25 protein-coding genes and 1 tRNA gene are annotated in these 23,898 nt (G+C 68.3%); 11 read left to right on the top strand and 15 right to left on the bottom strand.

Annotated features, from left to right (window positions below):
• Position 1 precedes the first annotated feature (1 nt).
• The 9 genes from P1J78_RS06425 to P1J78_RS06385 form a co-directional block, all read right to left on the bottom strand.
• The gene (locus P1J78_RS06425; protein WP_275566504.1) at positions 2–496 is read right to left on the bottom strand and encodes a cupin domain-containing protein; all 495 of its coding nucleotides are present in this window, start codon (positions 494–496) and stop codon (positions 2–4) included.
• A 21-nt stretch (positions 497–517) separates the two neighbouring features.
• Complete coding sequence (locus tag P1J78_RS06420; RefSeq protein WP_275566503.1) at positions 518–1,726, bottom strand: acetyl-CoA C-acetyltransferase; 1,209 nt, start codon at positions 1,724–1,726, stop codon at positions 518–520.
• Between the two features lie 15 nt (positions 1,727–1,741).
• Positions 1,742–2,377: a glutathione S-transferase family protein gene (locus tag P1J78_RS06415; protein ID WP_275566502.1), complete on the bottom strand. Its 636-nt coding sequence runs from the start codon at positions 2,375–2,377 to the stop codon at positions 1,742–1,744.
• 253 nt (positions 2,378–2,630) lie between these two features.
• Positions 2,631–3,782: an acyl-CoA dehydrogenase family protein gene (locus P1J78_RS06410; RefSeq protein ID WP_275566501.1), complete on the bottom strand. Its 1,152-nt coding sequence runs from the start codon at positions 3,780–3,782 to the stop codon at positions 2,631–2,633.
• 17 nt (positions 3,783–3,799) lie between these two features.
• On the bottom strand, positions 3,800–4,012 hold the full coding sequence (locus P1J78_RS06405) for a hypothetical protein (protein ID WP_275566500.1): 213 nt from the start codon (positions 4,010–4,012) through the stop codon (positions 3,800–3,802).
• Between the two features lie 37 nt (positions 4,013–4,049).
• Positions 4,050–5,828 carry an acyl-CoA dehydrogenase C-terminal domain-containing protein gene (locus P1J78_RS06400; protein WP_275566499.1) on the bottom strand — a complete coding sequence of 593 codons (1,779 nt, stop codon included), beginning with the start codon at positions 5,826–5,828 and terminating at the stop codon, positions 4,050–4,052.
• Positions 5,829–5,859: 31 nt separating this feature from the next.
• The gene (locus P1J78_RS06395; protein WP_275566498.1) at positions 5,860–6,258 is read right to left on the bottom strand and encodes a MerR family transcriptional regulator; all 399 of its coding nucleotides are present in this window, start codon (positions 6,256–6,258) and stop codon (positions 5,860–5,862) included.
• 119 nt (positions 6,259–6,377) lie between these two features.
• On the bottom strand, positions 6,378–6,746 hold the full coding sequence (locus P1J78_RS06390; protein ID WP_275566497.1) for a MerR family transcriptional regulator: 369 nt from the start codon (positions 6,744–6,746) through the stop codon (positions 6,378–6,380).
• Between the two features lie 94 nt (positions 6,747–6,840).
• A complete protein-coding gene (locus tag P1J78_RS06385) occupies positions 6,841–7,983 on the bottom strand; it encodes a putative manganese transporter (protein WP_275566496.1) in 1,143 nt (380 codons plus the stop codon).
• A 113-nt stretch (positions 7,984–8,096) separates the two neighbouring features.
• Between P1J78_RS06385 and P1J78_RS06380 the strand changes: the two genes are divergently transcribed.
• From P1J78_RS06380 to P1J78_RS06370, 3 genes are read left to right on the top strand one after another with little or no spacing between them, the layout of a single operon-like run.
• Positions 8,097–8,531, top strand: a complete 435-nt coding sequence (locus P1J78_RS06380; protein ID WP_275566495.1) for a PaaI family thioesterase — start codon at positions 8,097–8,099, stop codon at positions 8,529–8,531.
• A complete protein-coding gene (locus tag P1J78_RS06375; RefSeq protein WP_275566494.1) occupies positions 8,528–9,043 on the top strand; it encodes a PaaI family thioesterase in 516 nt (171 codons plus the stop codon). Before P1J78_RS06380 ends, P1J78_RS06375 begins: the two co-directional genes overlap by 4 nt.
• A complete protein-coding gene (locus P1J78_RS06370; RefSeq protein WP_275566493.1) occupies positions 9,040–10,377 on the top strand; it encodes an MATE family efflux transporter in 1,338 nt (445 codons plus the stop codon). Before P1J78_RS06375 ends, P1J78_RS06370 begins: the two co-directional genes overlap by 4 nt.
• Before the next feature lie 162 nt (positions 10,378–10,539).
• On the opposite strand, the gene P1J78_RS06365 is transcribed toward P1J78_RS06370, so the two are convergent.
• The 6 genes from P1J78_RS06365 to P1J78_RS06340 form a co-directional block, all read right to left on the bottom strand.
• The gene (locus P1J78_RS06365) at positions 10,540–11,427 is read right to left on the bottom strand and encodes a dihydrodipicolinate synthase family protein (protein ID WP_275566492.1); all 888 of its coding nucleotides are present in this window, start codon (positions 11,425–11,427) and stop codon (positions 10,540–10,542) included.
• A complete protein-coding gene (gene arsC, locus P1J78_RS06360) occupies positions 11,428–11,775 on the bottom strand; it encodes an arsenate reductase (glutaredoxin) (protein WP_275566491.1) in 348 nt (115 codons plus the stop codon). It abuts the gene before it with no gap.
• Positions 11,772–12,830, bottom strand: coding sequence for a quinone-dependent dihydroorotate dehydrogenase (locus P1J78_RS06355; RefSeq protein WP_275566490.1), 1,059 nt, complete (start codon positions 12,828–12,830; stop codon positions 11,772–11,774). Before P1J78_RS06355 ends, arsC begins: the two co-directional genes overlap by 4 nt.
• Positions 12,827–13,165 (bottom strand): DUF952 domain-containing protein, encoded by a 339-nt coding sequence (locus tag P1J78_RS06350; RefSeq protein ID WP_275566489.1) that lies wholly within the window; start codon positions 13,163–13,165, stop codon positions 12,827–12,829. Before P1J78_RS06350 ends, P1J78_RS06355 begins: the two co-directional genes overlap by 4 nt.
• 150 nt (positions 13,166–13,315) lie before the next feature.
• Positions 13,316–14,554, bottom strand: a complete 1,239-nt coding sequence (locus P1J78_RS06345) for a DEAD/DEAH box helicase (protein ID WP_275566488.1) — start codon at positions 14,552–14,554, stop codon at positions 13,316–13,318.
• 304 nt (positions 14,555–14,858) lie between these two features.
• Positions 14,859–15,584 (bottom strand): hypothetical protein, encoded by a 726-nt coding sequence (locus P1J78_RS06340; RefSeq protein WP_275566487.1) that lies wholly within the window; start codon positions 15,582–15,584, stop codon positions 14,859–14,861.
• A 151-nt stretch (positions 15,585–15,735) separates the two neighbouring features.
• Between P1J78_RS06340 and P1J78_RS06335 the strand changes: the two genes are divergently transcribed.
• From P1J78_RS06335 to P1J78_RS06300, 8 genes are all read left to right on the top strand, one after another.
• Positions 15,736–17,298 carry a bifunctional metallophosphatase/5'-nucleotidase gene (locus P1J78_RS06335; RefSeq protein WP_275566486.1) on the top strand — a complete coding sequence of 521 codons (1,563 nt, stop codon included), beginning with the start codon at positions 15,736–15,738 and terminating at the stop codon, positions 17,296–17,298.
• A 139-nt stretch (positions 17,299–17,437) separates the two neighbouring features.
• The gene (locus P1J78_RS06330) at positions 17,438–18,046 is read left to right on the top strand and encodes a glutathione S-transferase family protein (RefSeq protein ID WP_275566485.1); all 609 of its coding nucleotides are present in this window, start codon (positions 17,438–17,440) and stop codon (positions 18,044–18,046) included.
• Positions 18,047–18,157: 111 nt separating this feature from the next.
• A complete protein-coding gene (locus P1J78_RS06325) occupies positions 18,158–18,505 on the top strand; it encodes an ArsR/SmtB family transcription factor (RefSeq protein WP_275566484.1) in 348 nt (115 codons plus the stop codon).
• On the top strand, positions 18,498–19,550 hold the full coding sequence (locus P1J78_RS06320; protein ID WP_275566483.1) for a permease: 1,053 nt from the start codon (positions 18,498–18,500) through the stop codon (positions 19,548–19,550). The genes P1J78_RS06325 and P1J78_RS06320 overlap by 8 nt, the downstream gene beginning before the upstream one ends.
• Before the next feature lie 84 nt (positions 19,551–19,634).
• Positions 19,635–20,936, top strand: a complete 1,302-nt coding sequence (locus P1J78_RS06315) for a Na+/H+ antiporter NhaA (RefSeq protein ID WP_275566482.1) — start codon at positions 19,635–19,637, stop codon at positions 20,934–20,936.
• A gap of 215 nt (positions 20,937–21,151) precedes the next feature.
• A complete protein-coding gene (locus P1J78_RS06310) occupies positions 21,152–21,811 on the top strand; it encodes an ABC transporter ATP-binding protein (RefSeq protein WP_275566481.1) in 660 nt (219 codons plus the stop codon).
• Positions 21,789–23,465, top strand: coding sequence for a KpsE/RkpR family capsule polysaccharide export protein (locus P1J78_RS06305; protein WP_275566480.1), 1,677 nt, complete (start codon positions 21,789–21,791; stop codon positions 23,463–23,465). Before P1J78_RS06310 ends, P1J78_RS06305 begins: the two co-directional genes overlap by 23 nt.
• A gap of 118 nt (positions 23,466–23,583) precedes the next feature.
• Positions 23,584–23,658 (top strand) — tRNA-Gln (locus tag P1J78_RS06300).
• Positions 23,659–23,898: the final 240 nt, after the last annotated feature.

Genomic DNA, 23,898 nt, shown 5'->3' with positions numbered 1-23,898 from the left:
CTCAGCCCTTTGTCCGGGGTGTTTCGGGCGGCTCTCCGTCATAGGGGCGTCCGTCCGCGTGGGTGAAGGCGACGCTGCCGTCCGCGATGGCGACCTTCAGCCCGTAATCGGGATAATGCGCGACCTCGCGCGCGGCCTTGCTGCCGATGACGAGGAACCGCGCCTCGGCGTCCGAGCGGTTGATGAGGTGGTGCGCGTCCGGGTCGCCGGCGGGGAAGGCGGCGCACTGGCCCGGGGGCAGGGGCGTCTCGCCGGCATCGGTCACCAGCGTCAGCTCACCCTCCAGGGCCATGACGAACTCGTCCTCGTTCTCGTGCCAGTGGCGGATCGAGGACTTCGCACCCGGCGCCAGGATCACGATGTTGACGCCGAACTGGGTCAGCCCGCCGGCCTGGCCCAGCCGGATGGAGCTGCGCCCGGCGACTTCGCGGTCGAGCGGCGGCGGATAGATCGTGCCGGTGCGGACGGGCAGGCTGTCGGGGTCGATCAGGGGCATGCGGTCGCTCCTTCCAGTGTCTCAGACGCGCTCGATGATCGTGGCCGCGCCCATGCCGGAGGCGACGCAGAGCGTGGCGAGGCCCACCTCCTTGTCGGCGCGTTCCAGCTCGTCCAGCAGGGTGCCGAGGATGATCGCGCCGGTGGCGCCCAGCGGGTGGCCCATGGCGATGGCGCCGCCGTTGACGTTCAGGATGTCGGGATCGACCTCGAAGGCCTGCAGGAAGCGCAGGACAACCGACGAGAACGCCTCGTTCACCTCGAACAGGTCGATGTCGCCGATCTGCAGGCCGGTCTCGGCGAGGATCTTCTGGGTCACCGGGACCGGGCCGGTCAGCATGATGGTCGGGTCGGTGCCGATCTTGGCGGTCGCGCGGATACGGGCGCGGGGTTTCAGGCCGTTGGCCGCGCCGAATTCCTTCGTGCCGATCAGCACGGCCGCGGCGCCGTCTACGATACCCGAGGAATTGCCGGCGTGGTGGATGTGCTCGATCCGCTCGAGATGCGGGTATTTCATCAGCGCCAGCTGGTCGAAGCCGGGCATCGTCTCGCCCATCTCCTTGAACGAGGGCTTGAGCGCACCAAGGCTCTGCATGTCGGTCTCGGGGCGCATGTGCTCGTCGCGGGCGAGGATGGGCAGGCCGTTGACGTCCTTGATCTCGATGACGGACCGGTCGAACCGGCCGTCGTCCCAGGCGGCCTTGGCGCGCTGTTGCGAACGCACGGCGAGCTCGTCGGCCTGGTCGCGGGTGAAGCCGTATTCGGTGGCGATGATGTCGGCCGAGATGCCCTGCGGCACGAAGTAATGCGCCATGGCGACCGAGGGGTCGACGGCCACCGCCGCGCCGTCCGAGCCCATCGGCACGCGGCCCATCATCTCGACCCCGCCCGCGATGTAGCCCTGGCCGGCGCCGCCCTTCACCTGGTTGGCGGCGAGGTTCACCGCCTCCAGCCCGGAGGCGCAGAAGCGGTTGACGGCCAGGCCGGGGATCGACTGGTCCAGGTCGGAGGCCAGCACGGCGGTGCGCGCCAGGCAGCCGCCCTGCTCGCCGACCTGGGTGACATTGCCCCAGATCACGTCCTCGATGCCGGTCTCCAGGTGGTTGCGGGTCTTCACCGCGTTCAGCACGTCGGCCGACAGCTTCACCGCCGTCACCTCGTGCAGCGCGCCGTCCTGGCGGCCCTTGCCGCGCGGCGAGCGGACGGCGTCGTAGATATAGGCGTCTTGCATGTCGCGTCTTTCGTGTCAGGCCCGGTCCGAGGGGTTGCCGGGCATCAGGTCATAGGGGTGCTTCCAGCCGTCGAGCGCCTGGACGTTCGACAGCCAGCGGTCGATCTCCGGCCAGTCGGCGCGGTCGAAGCCGAAGGGCTCGGGATAGAACAGGTAGCCGCAGCAGGAGAAATCGGCGTTGGTCGGGCCGTCGCCGACGATCCAGTCGCGGCCCTTCAGATGCCCGTCGAGCACCTGGTAGGCGGTCTTCAGGCGGCCCTGCAGGAACGGGATCACCTCGGTCGGGCGCTTCTCCTCGGGCAGGAAGTTCATCAGGAAGCGGGTCATGCCGGCCATGCTGGACAACTTGTGGTTGTCCCACAGCACCCAGCGCAGCACCTCGTACTTGGCGTCGCCTGCGCCGCCATGCTTTCCGGTCCTGTCGGTGACGTATTGCTGGATCGCGCCGGACTGGGTGATCTTCAGGTCGCCGTCGACCATGACCGGCGCCTCGCCCATCGGGTTGATCTCGGTGCGGTACTCGGTCGTCCGGGTTTCGCCGTTGAAGAAGTCGACGAAGACCGGCTCCCAGTCGAGTCCGGAGAGGTCCAGCGCCAGCGCCGCCTTGTAGGCGTTGCCGGATTCGCCGAAGCAGTGGAGTTTGATGGTCATGCGCTCAACCTTCCTGTGTCGCGCCTCTGTCGGGCGCCGGAGTTGCGTATTTGGAACGAGAAGAAGACGTGATGTCTGTAACGGGTGATTAACGTTAACACGTCAATTCGGGAGATGCCGTACAGGCTGGCGATCCGTTGACCGCAAGAGTATTCCAGCCGCCTCAACAGCTTGGGGCGGTGGTACGGAGTCCCAGTGCAGGTTTCTTCTCGTTCCAAATACGCAAATCCCGGTCCGGCAACCCGCGCATCGCTCATGATCTTGCCTCGGCGAAGCCACGGGCGATCAGTTCCTTCATGATCTCGTTGGTGCCGCCGTAGATGCGCTGGATGCGGGCGTCGGCCCACATCTCGCCGATCTCGTATTCGGTCATGTAGCCGTAGCCGCCGAAAAGCTGGACGCATTCGTCGAGGATCGCGCCCTGGGCCTCGGAAAGCCAAAGCTTGGCCATCGCGGCCTTTTCCACCGTCAGCCGGCCCTCGAGGTGCTCGGCGATGCAGTCGTCGAGGAAGGCGCGGGAGACGGCCGCCTTGGTGGTGCATTCGGCCAGCTTGAAGCGCGTGTTCTGGAATTGCATGATCGGGCCGCCGAAGGCCTGGCGGTCGCGGCAGTAGGCCATGGTGCGCTCCAGCGCGCCGTCGATCGCGCCCATCGCGGTGCAGCCGATGATCAGGCGCTCCTGCGGCAGCTGCTCCATCATCTGGTAGAAGCCGCGGCCTTCCTCCTGGCCCAGGATGTTCTCGGGCGGCACCTCCACGTTGTCGAAGAAAAGCTCCGACGTGTCCGCCGCGTGGCAGCCGATCTTGTCGAGGTTGCGGCCGCGCGAGAAGCCCTCGGCGCCGTCGGTTTCCACCACAACCAGCGAGATGCCCTTGGCGCCCTGCGACGGGTCGGTCTTGGCGGCCACGACGACCAGGTTGGCGTGCTGGCCGTTGGTGATGAACACCTTCTGGCCCGAGAGCCTGTAGGCGTTGCCCTCGCGCACGGCCTTGGTCTTGATCGCCTGCACGTCCGATCCGGCGGCCGGTTCCGTCATCGCCAGCGCGCCGACCAGCTCGCCCGAGACCATCTTGGGCAGCCAGTGGCTCTTCTGGTCCTCGGTCCCGTAGGCCAGCAGGTAATGCGCCACGATACCCGAGTGGATGCCGTGGCCCCAGGAGGCAAGGTTGGCGCGGGTGCCTTCCATCAGGATCACCGCCTCGTGGCCGAAATCGCCGCCGGCGCCGCCGTACTCCTCCGGGATCGAGGGGCAGAGCAGGCCCAGCGCGCCCGCCTCGGTCCAGGTCGAACGGTCCATCTCGCCCTGGTCGCGCCACTTGCCGAAGCGCGGCTTCCATTCCTCCGCGATGAACTTGCGCGTCATCTCGGCGAGCATCCGGTGCTCGTCGGTCATCCATCCGGCCATGGCCGATGTCCCCCCGGTCATTTCTTGCGCTCGTCCAGCTCCGCGGTGAACAGGCGGAGCCGGGCGGTCAGGTTGTCGGACCGTGTCACGCTGTCGAAATTCTCGAACAGGAAGGACAGCGCCTCGCCTTCCTCCAGCCCGGCCTCGGACGCGAAGCGGCGCAGGCGGCGGTAGGCGTCTTCCGTCATGCCGACGGTGAAGCGGCGGGTCAGGCGAAAGCGTTTCGGCATCTCTCCTCCGTCGTCGTGCCGCCGCTCTTGCCGGAGCCTAGAACGCCTCCGCGTCGAGCGCCATCACGGTTTCGGCGCCGGACTGGATGCGCGCCAGGTGCATGGCCGCGGCTGGGAGCTGTCTTGCCATGTAGTAGCGGCCGGTGGCGAGCTTTGCCTCGTGAAACGTTGCGTCACCGGTGCCGGCGTCCAGAGCATCCTGCGCGGCACGGGCCATGCGGGTCCACATCAGGCCCAGGCAGACATGGCCGAAGAGGTGCATGAAGTCGTAGGCGCCGGCGAGCGCGTTGTTGGGCTGTTTCACGCCGTTCTGCATGAAGTACATCGCCGCGGCCTGCAGCGCCTTGGATGCCTCCTTCAGCGGGTCGAGGAAGTCGGCCTTGAGGTCGACGCGGTCCTCGTTCTCCTTGATGTAGCCCTTGACCATGTCGAAGAAGGCCATCGCCGTCTTGCCGTGGTTCGCCGCCAGCTTGCGGCCCACGAGGTCCAACGACTGGATGCCGTTGGTGCCCTCGTAGATCATGGTGATGCGGGCGTCGCGGACGAATTGCTCGATCCCCCATTCGCGGGTGAAGCCCGAGCCGCCCAGCGTCTGCTGTGCCAGCACCGTCGTCTGGAACCCCTTGTCGGTCAGGAAGCCCTTGATGACGGGGGTCAGCAGCGAGATCATCGCCTCGGCCTCTTCGTCGCCGTTGCGGCGGGCGCGGTCGATCATCATCGCGCCCCAGTAGATGAAGGCGCGGCCGCCCTCGACGAAGGCCTTCTGGTCCATGAGGTTCCGGCGCACGTCGGGGTGCACGATGATCGGGTCGGCGGGGCCGTCGGGGTTCTTGGGGCCGGTCACGTCGCGGCCCTGCAGCCGGTCCTGCGCGAAGGCGAGTGCGTTCTGGTAGGCCACCGCGCCCTGCGACAGCCCCTGGATGCCGACGCCGATGCGGGCCTCGTTCATCATGGTGAACATCGCCCGCATGCCCTTGTGCAGCTCGCCCACGAGATACCCGGTCGCGCCGTCGTAGTTCATCACGCAGGTGGCGTTGCCGTGGATGCCCATCTTGTCCTCGAGCCCGCCGCAGGTGACGGCGTTGCGGTCGCCGAGGCTGCCGTCGTCGCCCACAAGGAATTTCGGCACGATGAACAGCGAGATGCCCTTGGTGCCTTCGCCGCCGCCGGGGGCCTTGGCCAGCACCAGGTGGATGATGTTCTCCGACAGGTCGTGCTCGCCGGCCGAGATCCAGATCTTCTGGCCGGTGATGCGGTAGGTGCCGTCGTCCTGCGGCTCGGCCTTGGTGCGGATCAGGCCGAGATCGGTGCCGCAATGCGGCTCGGTCAGGTTCATGGTGCCGGACCATTTCCCCTCGACCATGTTGGGCAGATAGGTCGCCTTCTGCTGATCCGAGCCGTGTTCGTGAATCGCCGAATAGGCGCCGTGGGTCAGGCCCTGGTACATGTTGAACGCCATGTTGGCCGAGACGAACATCTCGCCCACCGCCGAGGACAGCAGGTAGGGCATGCCCTGCCCGCCATAGTCCGGGTCGGCGTCCAGCCCCATCCAGCCGCCGTCGCGCAGCTGGTCGTAGGCCGCCTTGAACCCCTCGGGCGTGCGGACAACGCCGTTTTCCAGCGTGCAGCCCTGCCGGTCGCCCACCGCGTTCAGCGGCTGAAGGACTTCGGCGGCGAGCTTGCCGGCCTCTTCCAGGACCGCGCCGGTGAATTGCCGGTCGAGTTCGGAATAGCCGTCGATGTCTGCCTCGGACACCTTCAGCACGTCGTGCAGAAGGAATTGCTGGTCCTTCAGCGGCGGCGTGTAGCTGGGCATGCGCGTTCCTCCCGAGGGGCCGTCGGGTTCGTCAGGCGGCGGCGGTCTTGTCGTCGAACGACGCGAGCACCTTCTCGCCCCATTCGAGCTGATCCTTCAACTCGCCGATCGTCTCTTCCAGCTCGTCGCGCTGGCGTTCCATGTCGGCCAGACGCTCCTTGGCGGCCGCGTAGGCGCGCTGCAGCTGGGCCTTCTCACCCTGCTCGGTATCGTAAAGATCGAGAATCTGGCGGATTTCTTCCAAAGAGAAGCCAAAGCGCTTGCCGCGCAGGATCAGCTTCAGCCGCGCGCGGTCGCGACGGGTGAAGAGCCGCTTGTTGCCCTGACGAATCGGGGACAGCAACTCCTTGGATTCATAGAAGCGAAGCGTGCGCGGCGTGACTTCGAACGTGTCGCACATCTCGCGGATGGTCATGACGTCTTCTGCCATGTCTCCCTCTAACCTTGTGTCAAACAGACCGACCAGATGGACGGGTTTCCAAAGCGCTTCAAGCCAGCTTGACCTTAGCGTCATTGTAACGTTGCGTCATTTCGGGGCGGTGTCTGCGGTCAACCCAGATCCGCCGCCGCATCGTCGCGCATCTGTTGCAGTTCCGCGATAGCGGCGTCCAGCTCGTCGCGCTGGGCCGTCAGCACCTTCAGCTGCCGGTCGGCATGCTCGACCAGGACTTCCATCTGCGCGCGGGTGCCTTCGTTTTCGTAGATTTCCAGCCACTGGCGGATCTCCTCCAGCGAGAAGCCCCAGCGGCGGCCGCGCATGATCAGGGTCATCCGCGCCACCTCGCGCGGGCCGTAATAGCGCGTGCGGCCTTCCTTTTCGGGGGCGAGCAGTTCGATGTACTCGTAATAGCGCAAGGTGCGCGGAGTCACATCGAACTTCGCGCACATTGCCTTGAAGCTCAGGCGGGTGTCGGACATCGGTGATCCCCTTCTGACCTTACGGTAAGCACTGCCGCAAGGGGGATCAATTGCCTCTGTCGCTTTGCCGCGTGCCGCCGGCGGCAGGCTGCCGTCAGTTCATGAATCCGGGCACCAGAAGGTAGAAGCCGTAGGCCACGATCAGCGCCGGCACCGCGGAATAGGCCGTCGCGATGACCGCGGCCTTGGGGTTCAGCGCGATGGCCGGGAACAGCGCGTCGCCGTCGTTGGAGATCGCGTTGCCGATCAGCGCGGCGAAGGGAATCAGCCCGTTGATGTAGAGCGTCGTGACCAGCACCTGCGGCCCGCAGCCGGGGATGAACCCCACGAGGATGGCGATCAGCGGCAGCACGGGGGCGACGGCCTGGAACATCGCTTCGAGATCGAGACCGGCATAGGCGGCCAGATAGTCGTAGGCGAGATAGGCGGTGATCACCCAGACCGAGATGAAGCTGGTCTCCTCGGCCATGCGCGTGACCGGCGTATCCTCGGAATTGGTCATCGCCTTCAGCGGCGACGTGGCCCAGATGAACAGGCCCAGCGCGGTGCCCGCGAGCGCCAGCCACAGGACCGGAACCCCGAAGATGGTGGCGATCTCCACCTGCCCGAGCTGCGCCGCGCCGACCACCAGGCCCGGGGCGGCCAGCAGCAGATAGGCGATGTCCTGCGGACGGGTGCGGCCGATCAGCGGGGCAAGCTGGCAATGCGCGGAGCTGGCGCTGCGGAACTCGGTGGTGTTGATCCGGTCGACGACCCAGCCCGACACGATGCCCACGGCGAAGGACAGCGGCAGCACGACCGCCGCCGCGTCGGGCCGCGTGGCCAGCAGCAGGAATGCGGCGTCGCCCATCGTGGCCGTCAGCGTGGCGACCACCGCGCCGAAGCCGACATTGCCCGAGGTATAGGCCGCCACGACGACCACCGCACCGCCGCAGCCCGGCGTGGCGCCCATCAGCGCCGCCAGCGGCACCTGGAACCCGCGCGCGTTCTTCAGCGCCTGGCCGATGTCGAAGTTGAACACGCGCTCGGCCCCGTAGAACAGCATGAGCGTGGCCGCGACGAAGACGCTGACCTGCACATAGGCGTCCATCATCAGCGTGCGCGTCAGCGCGCCGAATTCGCCGGGCGCCAGCGCCAGCGCCACGAACAAGAGCGCCACCAGGAGCCGTTTCGGACGAAACGGCCCGTGACGCAGGGCGACAGATGACGGGATGGACGCTTCGGCAGTGCCGGACATGGGAGACCTTCTCGAAGTTCTGCGATTGCGAATAATTCTCAATTGCGGAAGTTAGCACTTGCGGCGCCGATTGCAAGGCTTGATTGATACGGGGGCCAGGCAGGCGGGATGGAATGACCGAAATCGACCAGGAACAGCTTCGGATCGCGTCCGAATTCATCGAGGCGCTGCCGCATTCGCGGGCCCTGGGGATGCGGCTGGTGTCGATCGGCGATGGCGAGGCGGTGATCGAGATGCCCTATGCCGACCATCTCGTCGGCGATCCGGCCACGGGGGTGATCCACGGCGGCGCCGTCTCGGCGCTGATGGATACCTGCGGCGGGGCTTCGGTGATGTGTCATCCCGAAACCGGCGAGATGACCGCGACGCTGGACTTGCGGATCGACTACATGCGCCCGGCGGTGCCGGGGCGGACGATCACCGCGCGGGCGACCTGCTATCACGTCACGCGCTCGGTCGCCTTCGTGCGTGCCTCGGCCTCGGACGGCGACGCGGACGACCCGGTCGCGGCGGCCACCGGCGCCTTCACCGTGGAGCGGCCCGAATGAGCGAGCGTCCCCCTCCCGAACCCGTCCAGGTCGTCAAGCAGCGCCGCGACGCCGCCCTGCGCGCGCTGGTGGGCGGCGTGCCCTATGTCGGGTTCCTCGGGATTAGTTTCGAGCGGCACGGCGACGAGCTGACCGCGCTGATGGCCTATGACGACAAGCTGATCGGCAACCCGATGCTGCCGGCCCTGCATGGCGGGGCCACGGCGGCCTTCCTGGAGGTGGCCGCGATCATCGAGCTGTCGTGGTCCTGGCTCTGGCAGGATATCGAATCGGGCCGCATCGACCCGGATACGATCCGGGCCGAGAACCTGCCGCGCCTGCCCAAGACCATCGACTTCACCGTCGACTACCTGCGCACCGGCTTGCCGCGCGACGCCTATGCCCGGGCGCGGGTGACGCGGTCGGGCCGGCGCTATGCCTCGGTCCAGGTCGAGGCGTGGCAGGACAACCGCACCCGCCCCTTCGCCCAGGCGATGGGGCATTTCCTGATGCCCTCGAAACGGCCGGAATGAGCGCCACGCCGGAAGTCGGACCGCTGACGCACGGCCGGGTTTTGAAGATCGCCCTGCCCATCGTGCTGTCGAACGCGACGGTGCCGATCCTGGGGGCGGTGGATACCGGCGTGGTCGGGCAGATGGGCCTGGCCGCCCCGATCGGCGCGGTCGGGATCGGCGCGGTGATCCTGACCTCGGTCTACTGGATATTCAGTTTCCTTCGCATGGGCACGACCGGGCTGGTGGCGCAGGCCAAGGGCGCGGGCGACACGGCCGAGACCGGGGCCCTGCTGACCCGGGCGCTGCTGTTCGGCGCGACCGGGGGGCTGGCGCTGGTGGTCCTGCAGGCGGCGCTGTTCTGGGGCGCCTTCGCGCTGGCGCCCGCCTCGGACGAGGTCGAAGGGCTGGCGCGCGACTACATGGCGATCCGGATCTGGGGCGCGCCGGCGGCCATCGGCATCTATGCGGTGACCGGCTGGCTGATCGGGATGGAGCGGACGCGCGGCGTGCTGGTCCTGCAGTTCTGGATGAACGGGATCAACATCGCGCTCGACGTCTGGTTCGTGCTGGGGCTGGGCTGGGGCGTGCAGGGCGTGGCGGTGGCCACGCTGATCGCCGAGTGGTCGGGGCTGGCGATGGGGCTGTGGCTGTGCCGCGCGGCGTTCCGGGGCGAGCAGTGGCGCGACTGGGTGCGGGTGTTCGATCCGGCGCGACTGAAGCGGATGCTGGCGGTAAACGCCGACATCATGATCCGCTCGGTGCTGCTGACGGCGTCCTTCACCACCTTCCTGTTCCTGGCCTCGGATCTGGGCGACGTGACGCTGGCGGCGAACCAGGTGCTGCTGCAGTTCCTGGAGATCACCGCCTTCGCGCTGGACGGCTTCGCCTTCTCGGCCGAAGCGCTGGTCGGCGCGGCGGTGGGCGCGCGCGACCGCGGCGCGCTGCGCCGGGCCGGCATCGTCAGCTCGCAGCTGGGCGTCGCGGGTGCGGTGGCGCTGGGCGTCGTCTTCTGGGTCTTCGGCGGCACGATCATCGACCTGATGACCACATCGGAGGCGGTCCGGGCCGAGGCGCGGATCTACCTGCCGTGGCTCGTGGCCGGGCCGCTGCTGGGCATCGCCGCCTGGATGCTCGACGGGATCTATATCGGCGCCACCTGGACCCGCGAGATGCGCATCGCCGCGCTGCAGTCCACCGGGGTCTACATCGCCGCGCTCGTGGTGCTGCTTCCCTGGCTGGGCAACCACGGGCTGTGGCTGTCGCTGATGATCCTGAACGTCGCCCGCGGCCTGACCCTCTGGGTCAAATACCCGCGCATGGAAGCCGGGGTGCGCGGGCCGCTGCCAAGTTGAGCGCGACCGCGAAAGATCTTTTCTGCCAGCGGAGAGGCGACGCGCCTGCCGGACCGCGCGCGGGCTGCGCCGGCGGTCATGCGTATTTGGAACGAGAAGAAGCTGCAAGCGCGCGCCCCTGGTTCTTCTCGTTGAAAATACGCCCGCCGGAGGCATGAAGACTCACAGCGCGCCGACGGCCTCCAGCGCCTGTTTCAGGTCGTCGCGCTGCGGTTCGGTCAGGCCGGCCTGCGGCGGCGCCGGGTCGCCGCAGTCGAAGCCCTGCAGCTGGAGTCCCGCCTTGATCGCCGCGGCGAGGTTGTATTTCGCGAAGGCCTGGTTGATGTGCCAGAGATCGCGCTGCAGCGCCATCGCCGCGTCCCAGTCGCCGGTGCGGCAGAGGTCGTAGAGTTCGACCGACTGGCGCGGGATCAGGCAGGACGGCCCGGCGAGCCAGCCGCGCCCGCCGATCAGCATGACCGCGGCGGTGATATGCGAGGAGGCGGCGAAGACGCCGATGCGGTCGCCGACCGTGTTGAGCACCGTCAGCAGGCGGCCGGTATTGGTCGAAGCGTCCTTGAGGAAGGCGATGTTGGGGTGGTCGGCCAGCGTCGCGATCGCCGGAAGCGTCAGGTCGGCGCGCTGGAAATTCGGGTTGGTGTAGAGCGTGACGGGCAGGTCGGTGGCGTCGGCGATGGCGGTGAAGTAGTCGATCACCCCCTGGTCGGGGACGGGGAAATAGGCTTCGAGGATGGCGAGGATGCCGTCGGCGCCGAGGTCGGCCCAGCGGCGGGCCTGGTGGACTGCGCCGGCCGTGGTGGTCGCGGCGACGCCGGCGATGACGGGGATGCGGCCGGCGGCGGCCTCGACCACGGTTTCCACGACGGCCTTCTTCTGGTGGAAGGTCAGGTAGGCGAACTCGCCGGTGGAGCCGAGCGGTGTCAGGCCGTGGACGCCCTGCTCGATCAGGTGGTGGCAGAGGCGGGCGAGGGCGGGGCGGTCGACCTCGCCCTCGGGCGTCAGCGGCGAGGGCAGGTAGGGGACCACGCCGCGGAGGTCGCGGGCGTCCATCTACAGGATCTCCAGCACGGCTTCAGGCGGGCGGCCGAGCGCGGCGCGACCGTTGGCGAAGACCACCGGGCGTTCGATGAGCTTCGGGGTGGCGGCCATCGCGGCGATCAGGGTGGCGTCGTCGCTGTCCTTGGTCAGCCCCTGCTCTTTGAATTCCGTCTCCTTGGTGCGCATCAGCGCGATGGGGCGAAGGTCCAGCAGGCCGAGCGCGTCGCGGATCTCCGCCTCGCTGGGTGCGTTGTCGAGGTAGCGGCGCTCGGTGATGTCGCAGCCCTTTTCCTGCAGGAGCGCAAGGGTCTGGCGCGACTTCGTGCAGCGCGGGTTGTGCCAGATGGTGACCTTGGTCATAGCCAGTCCTTCCGGTTGGTGCCGATGGCGGAGGCGACGGTATCGTGGCCGTCGCGGGCGAGGAGCGTGTCGAGACCGCGGGCGATCTCGGCGGCCAGCGAGAGGCCGTGAAAGACCATCGCGGTATAGAACTGCACGGCCGCGGCGCCGGCGGTGATCTTGGCGTAGGCCTGTTCGGGGGTCGCGATGCCGCCGACGCCGATCAGGGGAAGCTGGCCGTCGGTCTCGGCCGACAGGCGAGCGAGCACGCGGGTGGATCTGTCGAACAGCGGGGCGCCGGAGAGGCCGCCCTGCTGATCCCGTGCCGGGCTTTTCAGGCCGTCGCGGGAGAGGGTGGTGTTGGTGGCGATGACGGCATCGACCCTGGTGTCGAGCGCGACGCGGGCGATGGCGGCGATCTCGGCGTCCGTGAGGTCGGGGGCGATCTTCAGGAAGACCGGGATAGGGCGATCAAGGCGGTCGCGGGTCTCGAGGACGTCGGCAAGGAGGGCCGACAGGGCCGACGCGCCCTGCAGGTCGCGCAGCTTCTCGGTGTTGGGCGAGGAGACGTTAACGGTGGCGAAGTCGATATGGGGGCCCGCAACCTCCAGAACCTTCGCGAAATCGGCGGCGCGATCCGGGCTGTCCTTGTTGGCACCGAGGTTCAGCCCGCGGGGGATCGCCGTCGGCGTGGCCGCGAGGCGGGCGGCGATGGCTTCGGCGCCGTCGTTGTTGAAGCCGAAGCGGTTGATGGCGGCGCGGTCCTCGGCCAGGCGGAAGAGGCGCGGGCGCGGGTTGCCGGGCTGGGGGCGCGGCGTGGCGGCGCCGAGCTCGAGAAAGCCGAAGCCGGCTTGGGAGATGCCGGCCAGTGCGGTGGCGTTCTTGTCGAAACCGGCGGCGAGGCCCACCGGGTTGGGCAACGACAGGCCGGCGAGGGTGGTCGCAAGGCGCGGCGAGGTGACGGGGCCGGGGCGGGGGGCGAGGCCGGCGCGGACGGCGGCGAGGGCCAGACCGTGGGCCGTCTCGGGATCGAGGCGGCGCAGGACGGGCAGGCCGATCCGTTCCAGCGCGCTCATGTCATGTCGGCCGGGAACTTGTGGATGCCGTCCTCGAAGGGCAGCGGCCAGGCCCAGACCACGTCTTCCAGCATCAGCGGCCGGTAGAGATGGGGGAACAGGGCGCCGCCGCGGGAGGGCTCCCATTTCAGGGCGTCGCCGAGCGCGTCGGCGTCTACGGCGGCGATCCAGAGGTCGCCCTCGCCGAGGAAGTGCTTCGCCGCCGTCTCCGGGGCCTGGTCGGCGGTGGAGAAATGGATGAAGCCGTCGCTGCGGTCGATCGGGGCGCCCAGGGTCGCGCCGTCGGCCTGCAGCGCCTGCCATTCCTCGGTGCGGAAGATCTTGTAGACGAACATGGAGGAGGGGATGCCGCGACCGGGCCGGGAGGTCAAGGTGGGCGGACGGCCTGCGCGCCCCGGTTGGGGCGAACGGGCCTGACGGCGAGGAGCCGCAACCGGGCGCGGGGGCACCGGGCCGGGCTGGGTGCCCGGCCCGCGCGGCCTGCCTTACGCGGCGCGCCGGTTGCGCGGCCGGCGCCGTTTGCCGTTCGCCGCCCGGGGCTTCGCGGCGCCGGCCTTCGCGGGGCCGGACCGCCTGCCGCCGGCGGCGCGGCCGTCGCTCCAGGGCGTGCCGCCGAGCACCGGTATCTCGCGCCCGATGGTCTTGTGGATCGCCTTCAGGTCGGAGATTTCGGCCGGCGCGCAATAGGCGACCGCCCGGCCGTCGCGCCCCGCGCGGGCCGTCCGGCCGATCCGGTGCACATAGGTGTCGGGCACGTTGGGCAGGTCGTAGTTGTAGACGTGGCGCACGCCGGGAATGTCCAGCCCGCGGGCCGCGACGTCGGTGGCCACCAGCACCCGCATCTCGCCGCTTCGGAACGCCTTGATCGCCCGCTCGCGCTGTCCCTGGGACTTGTTGCCGTGGATCGCGCCCGCGGCAAAGCCCGCGCGGTCCAGCGCCTTCATCAGCCGGTCGGCGCCGTGCTTGGTGCGGGTGAAGACCAGCGCCAGATCCTCGCGATGCGCGTCGAGATGGTCGATCAGCAGCTGCGCCTTGTCGGTCTGCTCGACGAAATACAGCGCCTGCGCGACCTTGTCGGCGGGCTGGCCCGGCGGGCTCGCCTCGACGCGGACCGGGTCGGTCAGGTAGGTCCGCGACAGGTCGTCCATCAGCTTCGGCATCGTCGCCGAGAACAGCATCGTCTGCCGGTCCTTCGACAACAGCGGCGCGATCCGGCGCAGGGCGTGGATGAAGCCCAGATCGAGCATCTGGTCGGCCTCGTCCAGCACGAGGTAGCGGGTCGCGTCGAGCCGCACCGCCTTGCGGTCGATCAGGTCGAGCAGCCGGCCGGGCGTGGCCACCAGCAGGTCGGCCCCCCGATGCAGCCGGTTCACCTGGGCATTGATCGAGGCGCCGCCGACGACGAGTGCGACCTTGAGATGGGTGCCCTCGACATAGGCGCCGAGGGTGTCGGCGATCTGCTTGGCCAACTCGCGGGTCGGCGCCAGGATCAGGCTGCGCACCGTCTTGGGGGCGGGCGTGTCGCCGGCGGTCAGCAGGCGGTGGGCGATCGGCAGGCCGTAGGCGGCCGTCTTGCCGGTGCCGGTCTGGGCAATGCCCATCACGTCCCGCCCGGCCAGCGCCGGCGGAATCGCCTGGGTCTGGATCGCGGTCGGCTGGGTGATGCCCTGATCGGCGAGTTTGCGGACGAGCCGGGCCTGAAGCCCGAGCGTTTCGAAGGTCATCCGTGGACGTCTCCTGTATGGCGGCGGTCCGGGACCGCGGCCTGAATGATGACACGCCGCCGTCCCTTGGGGACAGCGGGCGCGGTCGGGTTGCGCGATGTGCGGACCGGGGGCCGGATTGCCCGTCGGCCGTCACCGCGCCGGACCCCCGCGTGATCTGGGAACCATGGGAAAGGCGACGTTCCGCGTCATCCGTCAGCCGGAGAGCCGCAAACTGCTCACGCGGCAGAGAACGTCTGGGGCAGGACATGGCGCCTGGCGCGAGATAAGTCAACGGGTTTGACCGAAATAGCCTGGGCCGGGGCTATCGTCCGGTGAGACGGTGCCACTCGGTCTCGAAGTCGGCGCCGTCTTCGCCGACGCGGGCGACCAGGGCGCGCAGGCCGTCGCGGCCGGCGCGTTCCTCGATTTCGGCCACGAGGCGGGCGGCGGCGCCGTAGCGGTCGCGCCAGTCGGCGCTGTCGCGCAGGTCGTTCCAGCCCAACCAGTCGTCCGCCGCGCGGATCCAGTCGGCGTCGCGCGGGTCGGCGGGCTGGCGCAGGCGGGGGTCGCCGGAGAGATAGGCCGCGAGACCCTCGTCGAACCAGGCGGGAAACCGCGGCGAGAGAATGTCCGAGACGTCGAGGTGGCGGTGAAGCTCGGCATGAACCCGCTCGTGCGTCAGGATCGTCTCGTTCACGCCGCCTGGGCCGACGACGATCAGGTGAAAGCCGTAGGTCAGCCCGTTGGCGCGCATCCCGAGCCGATCCGCGCAGGCGGCGGCGGTGCAGACGACCCAGACCGGGTCGGTCTCCAGCGGGCCGAAGAAGGCGCGCGTGTTGGCCTCGGCGCGCGCGATCAGCGCCGCCACGCGGTCCGCGGCTTCGGGGGCGTCGATATAGAGCGTGGGCGAGATCTCGGTCAGGCCGTAGCTCTCGGGCGTGAAGGCGCGGTAGGGGCTGGGCACCGCGGCAAAGGCCAGCGCGCCGCCGACCAGCGCGGCCATCGTGACAGCGCGCAGGATGGCGCCGATCATGCGGAATGCGACCATCCCGGAGATATGGGCCGCGCGGCGGGTGGTTCAATCCGGCGGCGCCGTCGGAAATCTGTCACCTCGGCACGTTAGACCGGGCGCGATCGCGCTTTGACACCGCCGCGATGCGGGGTCACTGTGAGGTCATCAACCAACTGGGAGACCATTCATGCTCGCTCGTTTCCTGACCGCGACCGCGGTGCTGGGCCTGTCCGCCGGAATGGCGGCCGCCGAGTACAAGATCACCATTCTTCACACCAACGACTTCCACGCCCGCTTCGAGCCGATTTCGAAATACGACTCGACCTGCGCGGCGGAGGACAACGAGGCCGGCGAATGCTTCGGCGGCTCGGCCCGGCTCGTCACCGCCGTCGAGGCCGCGAAGGCGCGCAACGACAACTGGCTGCTCGTCGACGGCGGCGACCAGTTCCAGGGCACCTTGTTCTACACCTATTACAAGGGCAAGGCCGCGGCCGAGATGATGAACAAGATGGGCTACGACGCGATGACCGTGGGCAACCACGAATTCGACGACGGCCCCGAGGTCCTGAAGGGCTTCACCGAGGCGGTGGAGTTCCCGATCCTGATGTCGAACGCGGACATCTCGGGCGAGCCGCTGCTGACCGACGCCATCGAGAAGTCGGTGATCATCGAGAAGGACGGCGAGCGGCTGGGCCTGATCGGGCTGACGCCGGTGGACACCGACGAGCTGTCGAGCCCGGGGCCCAACGTCATCTTCACCCAGCCCGCCGATGCCGTGGCCGCCGAGGTGGAGCGGCTGCAGGCCGAGGGGATCAACAAGATCATCGTCCTGTCGCATTCGGGCCTGAACGTCGACAAGGCCGTCGCCGCGGCGGTGCCGGATGTCGACGTGATCGTCGGCGGGCACGACAACAGCCTGCTGTCGAACGAGATCGAGGGCGCCAAGGGGCCGTACCCGGTGATGGTCGGCAACACCGCCATCGTGCAGGCCTATGCCTACGGCAAGTTCCTGGGCGAGCTGAACGTGACCTTCGACGACGAGGGCAACATCGTGGAAGCCGTGGGCGAGCCGGTGCTGCTCGACGCCTCCGTCACCGAGGACGCGGTAACGAAGGACCGGATCGGGGAACTGGCCGAACCGCTGGACGAGATCCGCAACGAGGTCGTGGCCGAGGCGAGCGAGGCCATCGAGGGCGACCGCAGCGTCTGCCGCGCGATGGAATGCCCGATGGGCAACCTCGTCGCCGACGCGATGCTCGACCGGGTGCAGGACCAGGGCATCGACATCGCACTCGCCAACGGCGGGGGCCTGCGCGCCTCGATCGACGCGGGACCGATCACCATGGGCGAGGTTCTGACGGTGCTGCCGTTCCAGAACACGCTGTCGACCTTCGAGGTGACGGGCGCCACGATCATCGAGGCGCTGGAGAACGGCGTGAGCCAGGTCGAGGATGGCGGCGGGCGGTTCCCGCAGGTGGCCGGCATGTCCTTCACCGCCGACCTGACGAAAGAGCCGGGCAACCGCATCTCGAACGTGATGGTCGACGGCGCGCCGATCGACCCCGAGGCGACCTACGGCGTCGTGTCGAACAACTTCGTGCGCAACGGCGGCGACGGCTATTCGATGTTCGTCGATGCCGAGAACGCCTATGACTTCGGGCCCGACCTGGCGGACGTGACCGCCGAGTACCTGGCAGAGAACGCGCCCTATCAGCCCTATACCGACGGGCGGATCGAGATCGTGAAGTAAGGCGGCCCCGGCTCTCGACCGGACCCGACCTGACGCGAGGGGCCGCGGCGGTGCGCTGCGGCCCCTCATCGTTTGCGGTATTGACCCAAGGGAAGGTTGCGATGTATTTTGCCTTGTGGTTAATTAAGGGAGCGGCAAAATGAAACTGCATGTCTTTCCGCCGTCGCCGAACTCGAAAAAGGTCATGCTGGTGAACGCGATCACCGGGCTGGCCGTGCCGGAGGAGGTGGTGGACATCACTGCGGGCGTTCAGAAGGCGCCGGCCTTCCTGGCGCTGAACCCGAACGGGCGGGTGCCGGTGCTGGAACTGGACGACGGCACGACCCTGTGGGAATCCAACGCCATCGCCAACCGGCTGGCCGCGTTGGCCGACAGCCCGCTCTGGCCCGGCGGCGACGCGCAGTTCGATGTCCTGCGCTGGCAGTTCTGGGAAGGGTGCCACTGGACGCCGGCCTGCGCGCGTTTCGCGGACAAGTACCTGTTCGGCAACGAGACCGCCGACCTGGAGGCGGCGGCGGCCGTGTTCCATCCCTTCGCCAGGGTGCTGGACGACCACCTCGCCGGCCGCGACTGGCTTGTGGGCGAGGCGATGAGTGTGGCCGATATCAGCGTCGCCATGGTCGTGGGGTTGCGCGAGGCCTGTCACTACCCGATCGCGGGCTATGACAACATTCTGCGCTGGGTCGGCCGGATCGAGGCGCTGGACGCCTATCGCCGCGTCGCCGGGGCGGCGGAGGCGGCGGCCTAGGTAAGCGCCTATGGGTTCGTCGGCCCTTGCGGAAACGTTCGGGCCGGCTGCAACGGCGGGCCGGCCGGACGCGGGTTGACTTCGTTTCGATGCTTCTAGAAACTTCGAAGCATGAAAGCAGATCGCGACTCGTCCTTGTCCGTCGTGCAGGCGGCCTCCACCTTCGCTGCGCTCGGCTCCGAGCAGCGGCTGGGTGTTCTGAACACGCTGGTCCGGGCCGGGCCGGAGGGCCTGTCGATGGGCGAGTTGGGGGATCGGTCCGGGATCACCGGCTCGACCCTCACGCATCACCTCAGGATCCTCGCGCAGGCCGGGCTGGTCCGGCAGGAACGCAAGGGGCGGCAGATCATCTGCGCCGCGGCCGCGACCGAGGAATTGCAGGCACTGACGGATTTCCTGCTGTCCGAGTGCTGCGCCGACGTGTCCGGCGCCTGCCATCTGGAGACGGGCCATGACTGATCTCAGCCAGAAGCTGCCGGATATCCCCGCCCTCTGGAGGCGGGCCGACAAGGCGGTGCTGCTGATCCTGGCGATCCCGCTGGTGCTGGCAGTGCTGGACCCCGGGCAGGTCTGGCCGACGATCCGCTTTGCGGGCGGCGCCATCGCGCATACCGGGGTGTTCATCGTCTTCGCCGTGCTGGCGGTGGCCTACATGAAGGCGACCGGGGCCGAGGCGCTCCTCGCGCGGGCGTTCGAGGGGCGCGAGGTGCGGATGATCCTGCTGGCGGCGCTGCTGGGCGGGCTGTCCCCGTTCTGCTCCTGCGAGGTCATCCCGTTCATTGCGGCGCTGCTGGCGATGGGGGCGCCGCTGTCGGCGGTCATGGCGTTCTGGCTGGCCTCGCCGCTGATGGACCCGGCGATGTTCCTGATCACCAGCGGAACCCTGGGCTGGGAGTTCGCCATCGGCAAGGGCCTGGCCGCCGTGGGGCTGGGGCTGGCCGGCGGGTTCACCGTGAAGGCCTTCGCGCAGAGCGCCGTCTTCGCCGACCCGCTGAAGACCGCGCCGAAGACAAGCTGCTGCGGCACGACCTGCGGCAGCGCCGGCCCGGCGGCACCGTTCGAGGCGCGGCCGGTCTGGCGCTTCTGGGGCGAGGCCGACCGCCGCGCGACATTCCGCGACACGGTGGTCGAGAACGCGCTGTTCCTCGGCAAGTGGCTGCTGCTGGCCTATATGATCGAGGCGCTGATGCTGCGCTACATTCCCGCCGATCTCGTGGCACATGTCCTGGGCGGCGCGGGCGTGATGCCGGTGCTGCTGGGCGCCTTCGTCGGGATGCCGGCCTATCTGAACGGCTATGCCGCGGTGCCGATGGTTGACGCGCTGCTGGATCAGGGGATGGCGCAGGGCGCGGCGATGTCCTTCGTGCTGGCCGGCGGCGTCAGCTGCATTCCCGCGGCGGTGGCGGTCTGGGCGCTGGTCAAGCCGCGTGTCTTCGCTGCCTATATCGGCATCGCCGTCGCCGGCGCCGTCATCGCCGGGCTGGTCTGGGGCGTCGTGGCCTGACCGGCCCCTGACGCGCCCATTGCCCCCGCCGCGCGCTTTGGTTACCTGCCCGTCAGGGCAAGAACCGAGGCAACGGGCGGGCGCATGTACCGGGTCTGGAATTTCGTCGAACGCTACTCGATCCTGCTGATCGCAGGAGCCGCCGTCGCGCTGATCTGGGCGAATGTCGCGCCGCAGTCCTATCACGCCTTGGTCGACTATCCGCTGTGGTTCAACGATTTCGTCGGCACCGATGCGTATCGCTGGATGACGGCCCACGGGGCCGCCCACGGCATCGAGGCGATCGGCGACGTCCGCCGCGTGCTGACCCCGCATGTCCTGGTGAACGATGTGCTGATGGCGCTGTTCTTCGCCAGCGCCGGCAAGGAGGTCTGGGAGGCGGTGATCCTGAAGAACGGCGCGCTGCGCGGGCGCAAGGCGGCGACGCCGCTGGTGGCGACCGCGGGCGGCATGCTGGGCCCGGTGGCCGTGTATCTGGGGCTTGCCGCGATCCTGGGCTCCGACCTGTACGACGCGGTCGCGCATGGCTGGGCGATCCCCACCGCGACCGATATCGCGTTTTCCTACCTGGTCGGCCGGCTCGTCTTCGGCGCGGGCCACCCGGCGGTGCGGTTCCTGCTGCTTCTGGCCATCGCCGACGACGCGGGCGGGCTGATCGTGCTGGCGCTGTTCTACCCCACGGGCACGCTGGCGCCGGCGTGGCTCTTGCTGTCCCTCGGCGCCGCGCTCGGCGTGTTCGGGCTGGCCAACTGGCTGCCCCGGCGGCTGGACAGGGGCCACCCGTTGCGCCCGTGCTCCACCTGGACGCGGCGGCGGCTGGGGGCGTGGCCCTATGTCATCGCCGGCGCCGTCAGCTGGTACGGGTTCCAGCAGAGCGGGGTGCATCCGGCGCTGGGGCTTCTGCCGATCATCCCGGCGATCCCGCACGAGGAGCGCGCCTTCGGCCTGTTCGCCGAGGCCGAGCAATACCTGACCGACCTCTTGAACCGGATGCAGCAGGCCCTGCGATACCCCGTCGAGGCGGTCCTGTTCCTGTTCGGCCTGATGAATGCGGGGGTCGAGGTCACGGCCGTCGGCGCGCCGACCTGGCCGGTGCTTGCCGGGCTCCTGCTGGGCAAGCCGCTGGGGATTCTCGCCTTCGGCTGGCTCGCCGCCCGGCCGCTGCGCCTGGGCCTGCCCGCGGGCATGGGCGCGGCGGATCTGTTCGTGATCGGCTGTGCCGCGGCGATCGGATTTACCGTCGCGCTCTTCGTCACCTCGGTCGCCTTCGCCCCGGGCGCGGTGCAGGACGCGGCCAAGATGGGCGCGTTGTTCAGTTTCGCCGCGGCACCAATGGCGCTGATTGCGGGGAGAGTGTTGCGCATCAGGCGACAGGTTCGCGGATAATCCCCTGGATTTGCAGGGGATTGTCGACCGCATCGCGCGAATTTACCCCAATTTTTGCCCCAAAACTGCCGCAAACCCTCCTTCGGCGTTGAAAAACAGGGGTTCACACAGACATAATTGAGCCTAAAAGCCGGGCTATACGGTCATCCTTAACGAAGACCCGATAGGGCAAGACACGACAGACCAGGCAGATCAGGCAGACCTTCGGAACGCGAATGCTCGAATTCGAAAATGTCAGCAAGTCCTTCTGGACCGGGGCGCAGCGCAAGGTCATCCTGGATCGTGCGTCGTTTCGCGTCGAGCTGGGCAATTCGCTGGGCATTCTCGCGCCGAACGGCACCGGCAAGACCACCATCGTCAACATGATGGCGGGGCTGGAAAAGCCCGACGAGGGCGCGATCCGCCGCAACTGCCGCATCTCGTTCCCGCTGGGCTTCATGGGCGGCGTCGTCAACCGCCATACGGCGCGCGAGAACGTGCGCTACATCGCCCGGCTCTACGGGCTGGATCCCGATTACATCGAGGCGTTCTGCCGCTGGATCTGCAACCTGGAAGAGTATTTCGACATGCCCGTCGGCACCTTCAGCCAGGGCATGCGCGCGCGGCTGAACTTCTCGCTGCTGCTGGCGCTCGATTTCGACATCTACCTGATCGACGAGGGCATGCCGTCGACGACCGACGTCGCCTTCAACAAGCGCGCCGGGCAGATCCTGCGCGAACGTCTGAAGGACCGAACCATCGTGGTGGTCAGCCACAAGGCCCAGACGCTGGAGAAATTCTGCCGCACCGCCGCCGTTCTGCGCGACGGGCGGCTTCATATGTTCGATACCTTGGAAGAGGCGAAAGCGCTTTATGACTACCAAACCCAAGGCTAAGAAATTCCGCATCCGCCGCAGCCCCGCCGCCGCCAACGCGGCGCCGCGGCCCGCCTCGGCGGCCGGGGCCATGGCGGCCGCGGCGCGCTCCGGGCCGCGGGCCGGCGCCGCCGCGACGGCGGAAGAGATGCCCTTTGCCGACGACCACGACGACGGCTTCGGCGACGCGCCCTATCCGACCGCCCCCAAGCGCACCGAGGTCAGCGCGCCGTCGGACGCCTCGGCGGAGAACGAGATCGCCGCCATCCGCAAAGAGGGGCTGACCGGCCGGCAGCTGCGCATGGCCCGCCGGGTCGCGCAGAAGCACGGGCTGGCACCGACCAGCGACTTCGACGCGGTGCGGCTGCTGCGCAAGCAGGGGATCGACCCGTTCCAGCGGTCGAACATGCTGGAACTCGTGGTGCCGGGGCAGGAGCGGAAGGCCGGCTCCGACATCCAGCTGCCGAAGACGGTGGACAAGCCGCAGCTGCCCTCCACCGAGGTGCTGGACGAGGACAACCGCGCCCGCGAGATCGTGCGGATGCAGCGCGAGATCGCGCGCCGCCGCCGCCGCAAGCTGATGCAGCTGGCCGCGCGGCTGGCCTTCTTCGTGCTGCTGCCGACCTTCCTCGCGGGCTGGTACTATTTCCGCATCGCCACGCCGATGTACGCCACGCATTCCGAATTCGTCATCCAGCAGGCGCAGAACCCGGCCGCCGCCGGCGCCTCCGGCCTGGCCGGCATGTTCTCGGGCACGTCCTTCGCCACCAGCCAGGATTCGATCGCGGTGCAGGGCTATCTGCAGTCGATCGACGCGATGCTGCGGCTCGACGAGGATCTGGGCTTCCGCGAGCATTTCTCGGATCCCGACATCGACCCGCTGCAACGCCTCGACGTCGACGCGACGAAGGAAGAGGCGTACAAGATCTACAAGAAGAACGTGAAGATCAGCTACGATCCGACCGAGGGCATCATCAAGATGGATGTCGTCGCCGCCGATCCGGAGCTGAGCCAGCTGTTCTCGGAACGCCTGATCCAGTACGCCGAGGAGCAGGTCGACGCCCTGTCGCTGCGCCTGCGCGAGGACCAGATGGAGGGCGCGCGGCAAAGCTACGAGAAGGCCGAGAACGCGATGCTGGACGCCCAGCAGCGGGTGCTCTCGCTGCAGGAGAAGCTGGGCGTGCTGGACCCGATGACCGAGTCCAACGCGCTGATGACGCGGATCACCAACCTGGAGACGCAGCTGTCCGAGAAGCGGCTGCAGTTGCAGCAACTGCTGGACAACGAACGCCCGAACGAGGCGCGGGTCGAGGGCGCCCGCGGCGACGTGCGGCGGCTGGAGGCGATGATCTCCGAGCTGCGCTCGCAGCTGACCGAGACGACCGAGGACGGCCAGTCGCTGGCGCGGATCACCGGCGAATTGCGGCTGGCCGAGCGCGAGTTGCAGACCCGCGAGCTGATGGTGACCCAGGCGCTGCAGCAACTGGAGACCGCGCGGATCGAGGCGAACCGCCAGACCCGCTACCTGTCGATGGCGGTTGCGCCCATCGCGCCGGACGAGGCCACCTATCCCCGATCGTTCGAGAACACGGTCCTCGCCTTCCTGATCTTCGGCGGCGTCTACCTGATGATCTCGCTGACGGCGGCGATCCTGCGGGAACAGGTTTCGAGCTGACCCCGGGTCGCCGGCGCGCATCGCCGCCGGCGGCCGGCAGACCCCGCCGGCCCGGGCGGTTTTTGCGCATTCGGGACTTGCGAAGCCCCGCCCGAATCCGTAAGACACGCTTCGCTGCTGGGGTGTAGCCAAGTGGTAAGGCAGCGGTTTTTGGTACCGTGTACCGTAGGTTCGAATCCTACCACCCCAGCCAGCATAGCCAACCACCTGATATCACTGGATAATATTCGGATTCTCGCCGTACTATCCGGCCGATACAGGTGTGCCAATTCACCCCAGACGGAAATTCGCCCCTAAATCCCCAGGATTTCGCGGAAAGTCTCAGGAGGCGATTTCCGCGCTAGAGCTTCGTGCGTTTAATCGTGGGCATATCCTGCGGCCTTGAAGTAGTTCCAGCATTCGTCGGGTTCGAAGAGATCGCAGATGTCGCCGA

This window comes from Psychromarinibacter sediminicola, from assembly GCF_029168335.1.
GTDB lineage: Bacteria > Pseudomonadota > Alphaproteobacteria > Rhodobacterales > Rhodobacteraceae > Psychromarinibacter > Psychromarinibacter sediminicola.
Note: the sequence above shows the minus strand (reverse complement) of the source record. Positions and strands in the feature narration are given on the sequence as shown.

Bases quoted from the DNA above. Each gene is read 5' to 3' on its own strand.
- P1J78_RS06335 (WP_275566486.1), top strand. From the start codon at position 15,736: ATGCTCGCTCGTTTCCTGACCGCGACCGCGGTGCTGGGCCTGTCCGCC.
- P1J78_RS06345 (WP_275566488.1), bottom strand. From the start codon at position 14,554: ATGACCTTCGAAACGCTCGGGCTTCAGGCCCGGCTCGTCCGCAAACTC.
- P1J78_RS06325 (WP_275566484.1), top strand. From the start codon at position 18,158: ATGAAAGCAGATCGCGACTCGTCCTTGTCCGTCGTGCAGGCGGCCTCC.
- P1J78_RS06395 (WP_275566498.1), bottom strand. From the start codon at position 6,258: ATGGCAGAAGACGTCATGACCATCCGCGAGATGTGCGACACGTTCGAA.
- P1J78_RS06350 (WP_275566489.1), bottom strand. From the start codon at position 13,165: ATGTTCGTCTACAAGATCTTCCGCACCGAGGAATGGCAGGCGCTGCAG.
- P1J78_RS06330 (WP_275566485.1), top strand. From the start codon at position 17,438: ATGAAACTGCATGTCTTTCCGCCGTCGCCGAACTCGAAAAAGGTCATG.
- P1J78_RS06365 (WP_275566492.1), bottom strand. From the start codon at position 11,427: ATGGACGCCCGCGACCTCCGCGGCGTGGTCCCCTACCTGCCCTCGCCG.
- P1J78_RS06305 (WP_275566480.1), top strand. From the start codon at position 21,789: ATGACTACCAAACCCAAGGCTAAGAAATTCCGCATCCGCCGCAGCCCC.
- P1J78_RS06385 (WP_275566496.1), bottom strand. From the start codon at position 7,983: ATGTCCGGCACTGCCGAAGCGTCCATCCCGTCATCTGTCGCCCTGCGT.
- P1J78_RS06320 (WP_275566483.1), top strand. From the start codon at position 18,498: ATGACTGATCTCAGCCAGAAGCTGCCGGATATCCCCGCCCTCTGGAGG.
- P1J78_RS06420 (WP_275566503.1), bottom strand. From the start codon at position 1,726: ATGCAAGACGCCTATATCTACGACGCCGTCCGCTCGCCGCGCGGCAAG.
- P1J78_RS06375 (WP_275566494.1), top strand. From the start codon at position 8,528: ATGAGCGAGCGTCCCCCTCCCGAACCCGTCCAGGTCGTCAAGCAGCGC.
- P1J78_RS06425 (WP_275566504.1), bottom strand. From the start codon at position 496: ATGCCCCTGATCGACCCCGACAGCCTGCCCGTCCGCACCGGCACGATC.
- P1J78_RS06405 (WP_275566500.1), bottom strand. From the start codon at position 4,012: ATGCCGAAACGCTTTCGCCTGACCCGCCGCTTCACCGTCGGCATGACG.
- P1J78_RS06315 (WP_275566482.1), top strand. From the start codon at position 19,635: ATGTACCGGGTCTGGAATTTCGTCGAACGCTACTCGATCCTGCTGATC.
- P1J78_RS06380 (WP_275566495.1), top strand. From the start codon at position 8,097: ATGACCGAAATCGACCAGGAACAGCTTCGGATCGCGTCCGAATTCATC.
- P1J78_RS06310 (WP_275566481.1), top strand. From the start codon at position 21,152: ATGCTCGAATTCGAAAATGTCAGCAAGTCCTTCTGGACCGGGGCGCAG.
- P1J78_RS06390 (WP_275566497.1), bottom strand. From the start codon at position 6,746: ATGTCCGACACCCGCCTGAGCTTCAAGGCAATGTGCGCGAAGTTCGAT.
- P1J78_RS06410 (WP_275566501.1), bottom strand. From the start codon at position 3,782: ATGGCCGGATGGATGACCGACGAGCACCGGATGCTCGCCGAGATGACG.
- P1J78_RS06355 (WP_275566490.1), bottom strand. From the start codon at position 12,830: ATGAGCGCGCTGGAACGGATCGGCCTGCCCGTCCTGCGCCGCCTCGAT.
- P1J78_RS06415 (WP_275566502.1), bottom strand. From the start codon at position 2,377: ATGACCATCAAACTCCACTGCTTCGGCGAATCCGGCAACGCCTACAAG.
- P1J78_RS06340 (WP_275566487.1), bottom strand. From the start codon at position 15,584: ATGGTCGCATTCCGCATGATCGGCGCCATCCTGCGCGCTGTCACGATG.
- P1J78_RS06370 (WP_275566493.1), top strand. From the start codon at position 9,040: ATGAGCGCCACGCCGGAAGTCGGACCGCTGACGCACGGCCGGGTTTTG.
- arsC (WP_275566491.1), bottom strand. From the start codon at position 11,775: ATGACCAAGGTCACCATCTGGCACAACCCGCGCTGCACGAAGTCGCGC.
- P1J78_RS06400 (WP_275566499.1), bottom strand. From the start codon at position 5,828: ATGCCCAGCTACACGCCGCCGCTGAAGGACCAGCAATTCCTTCTGCAC.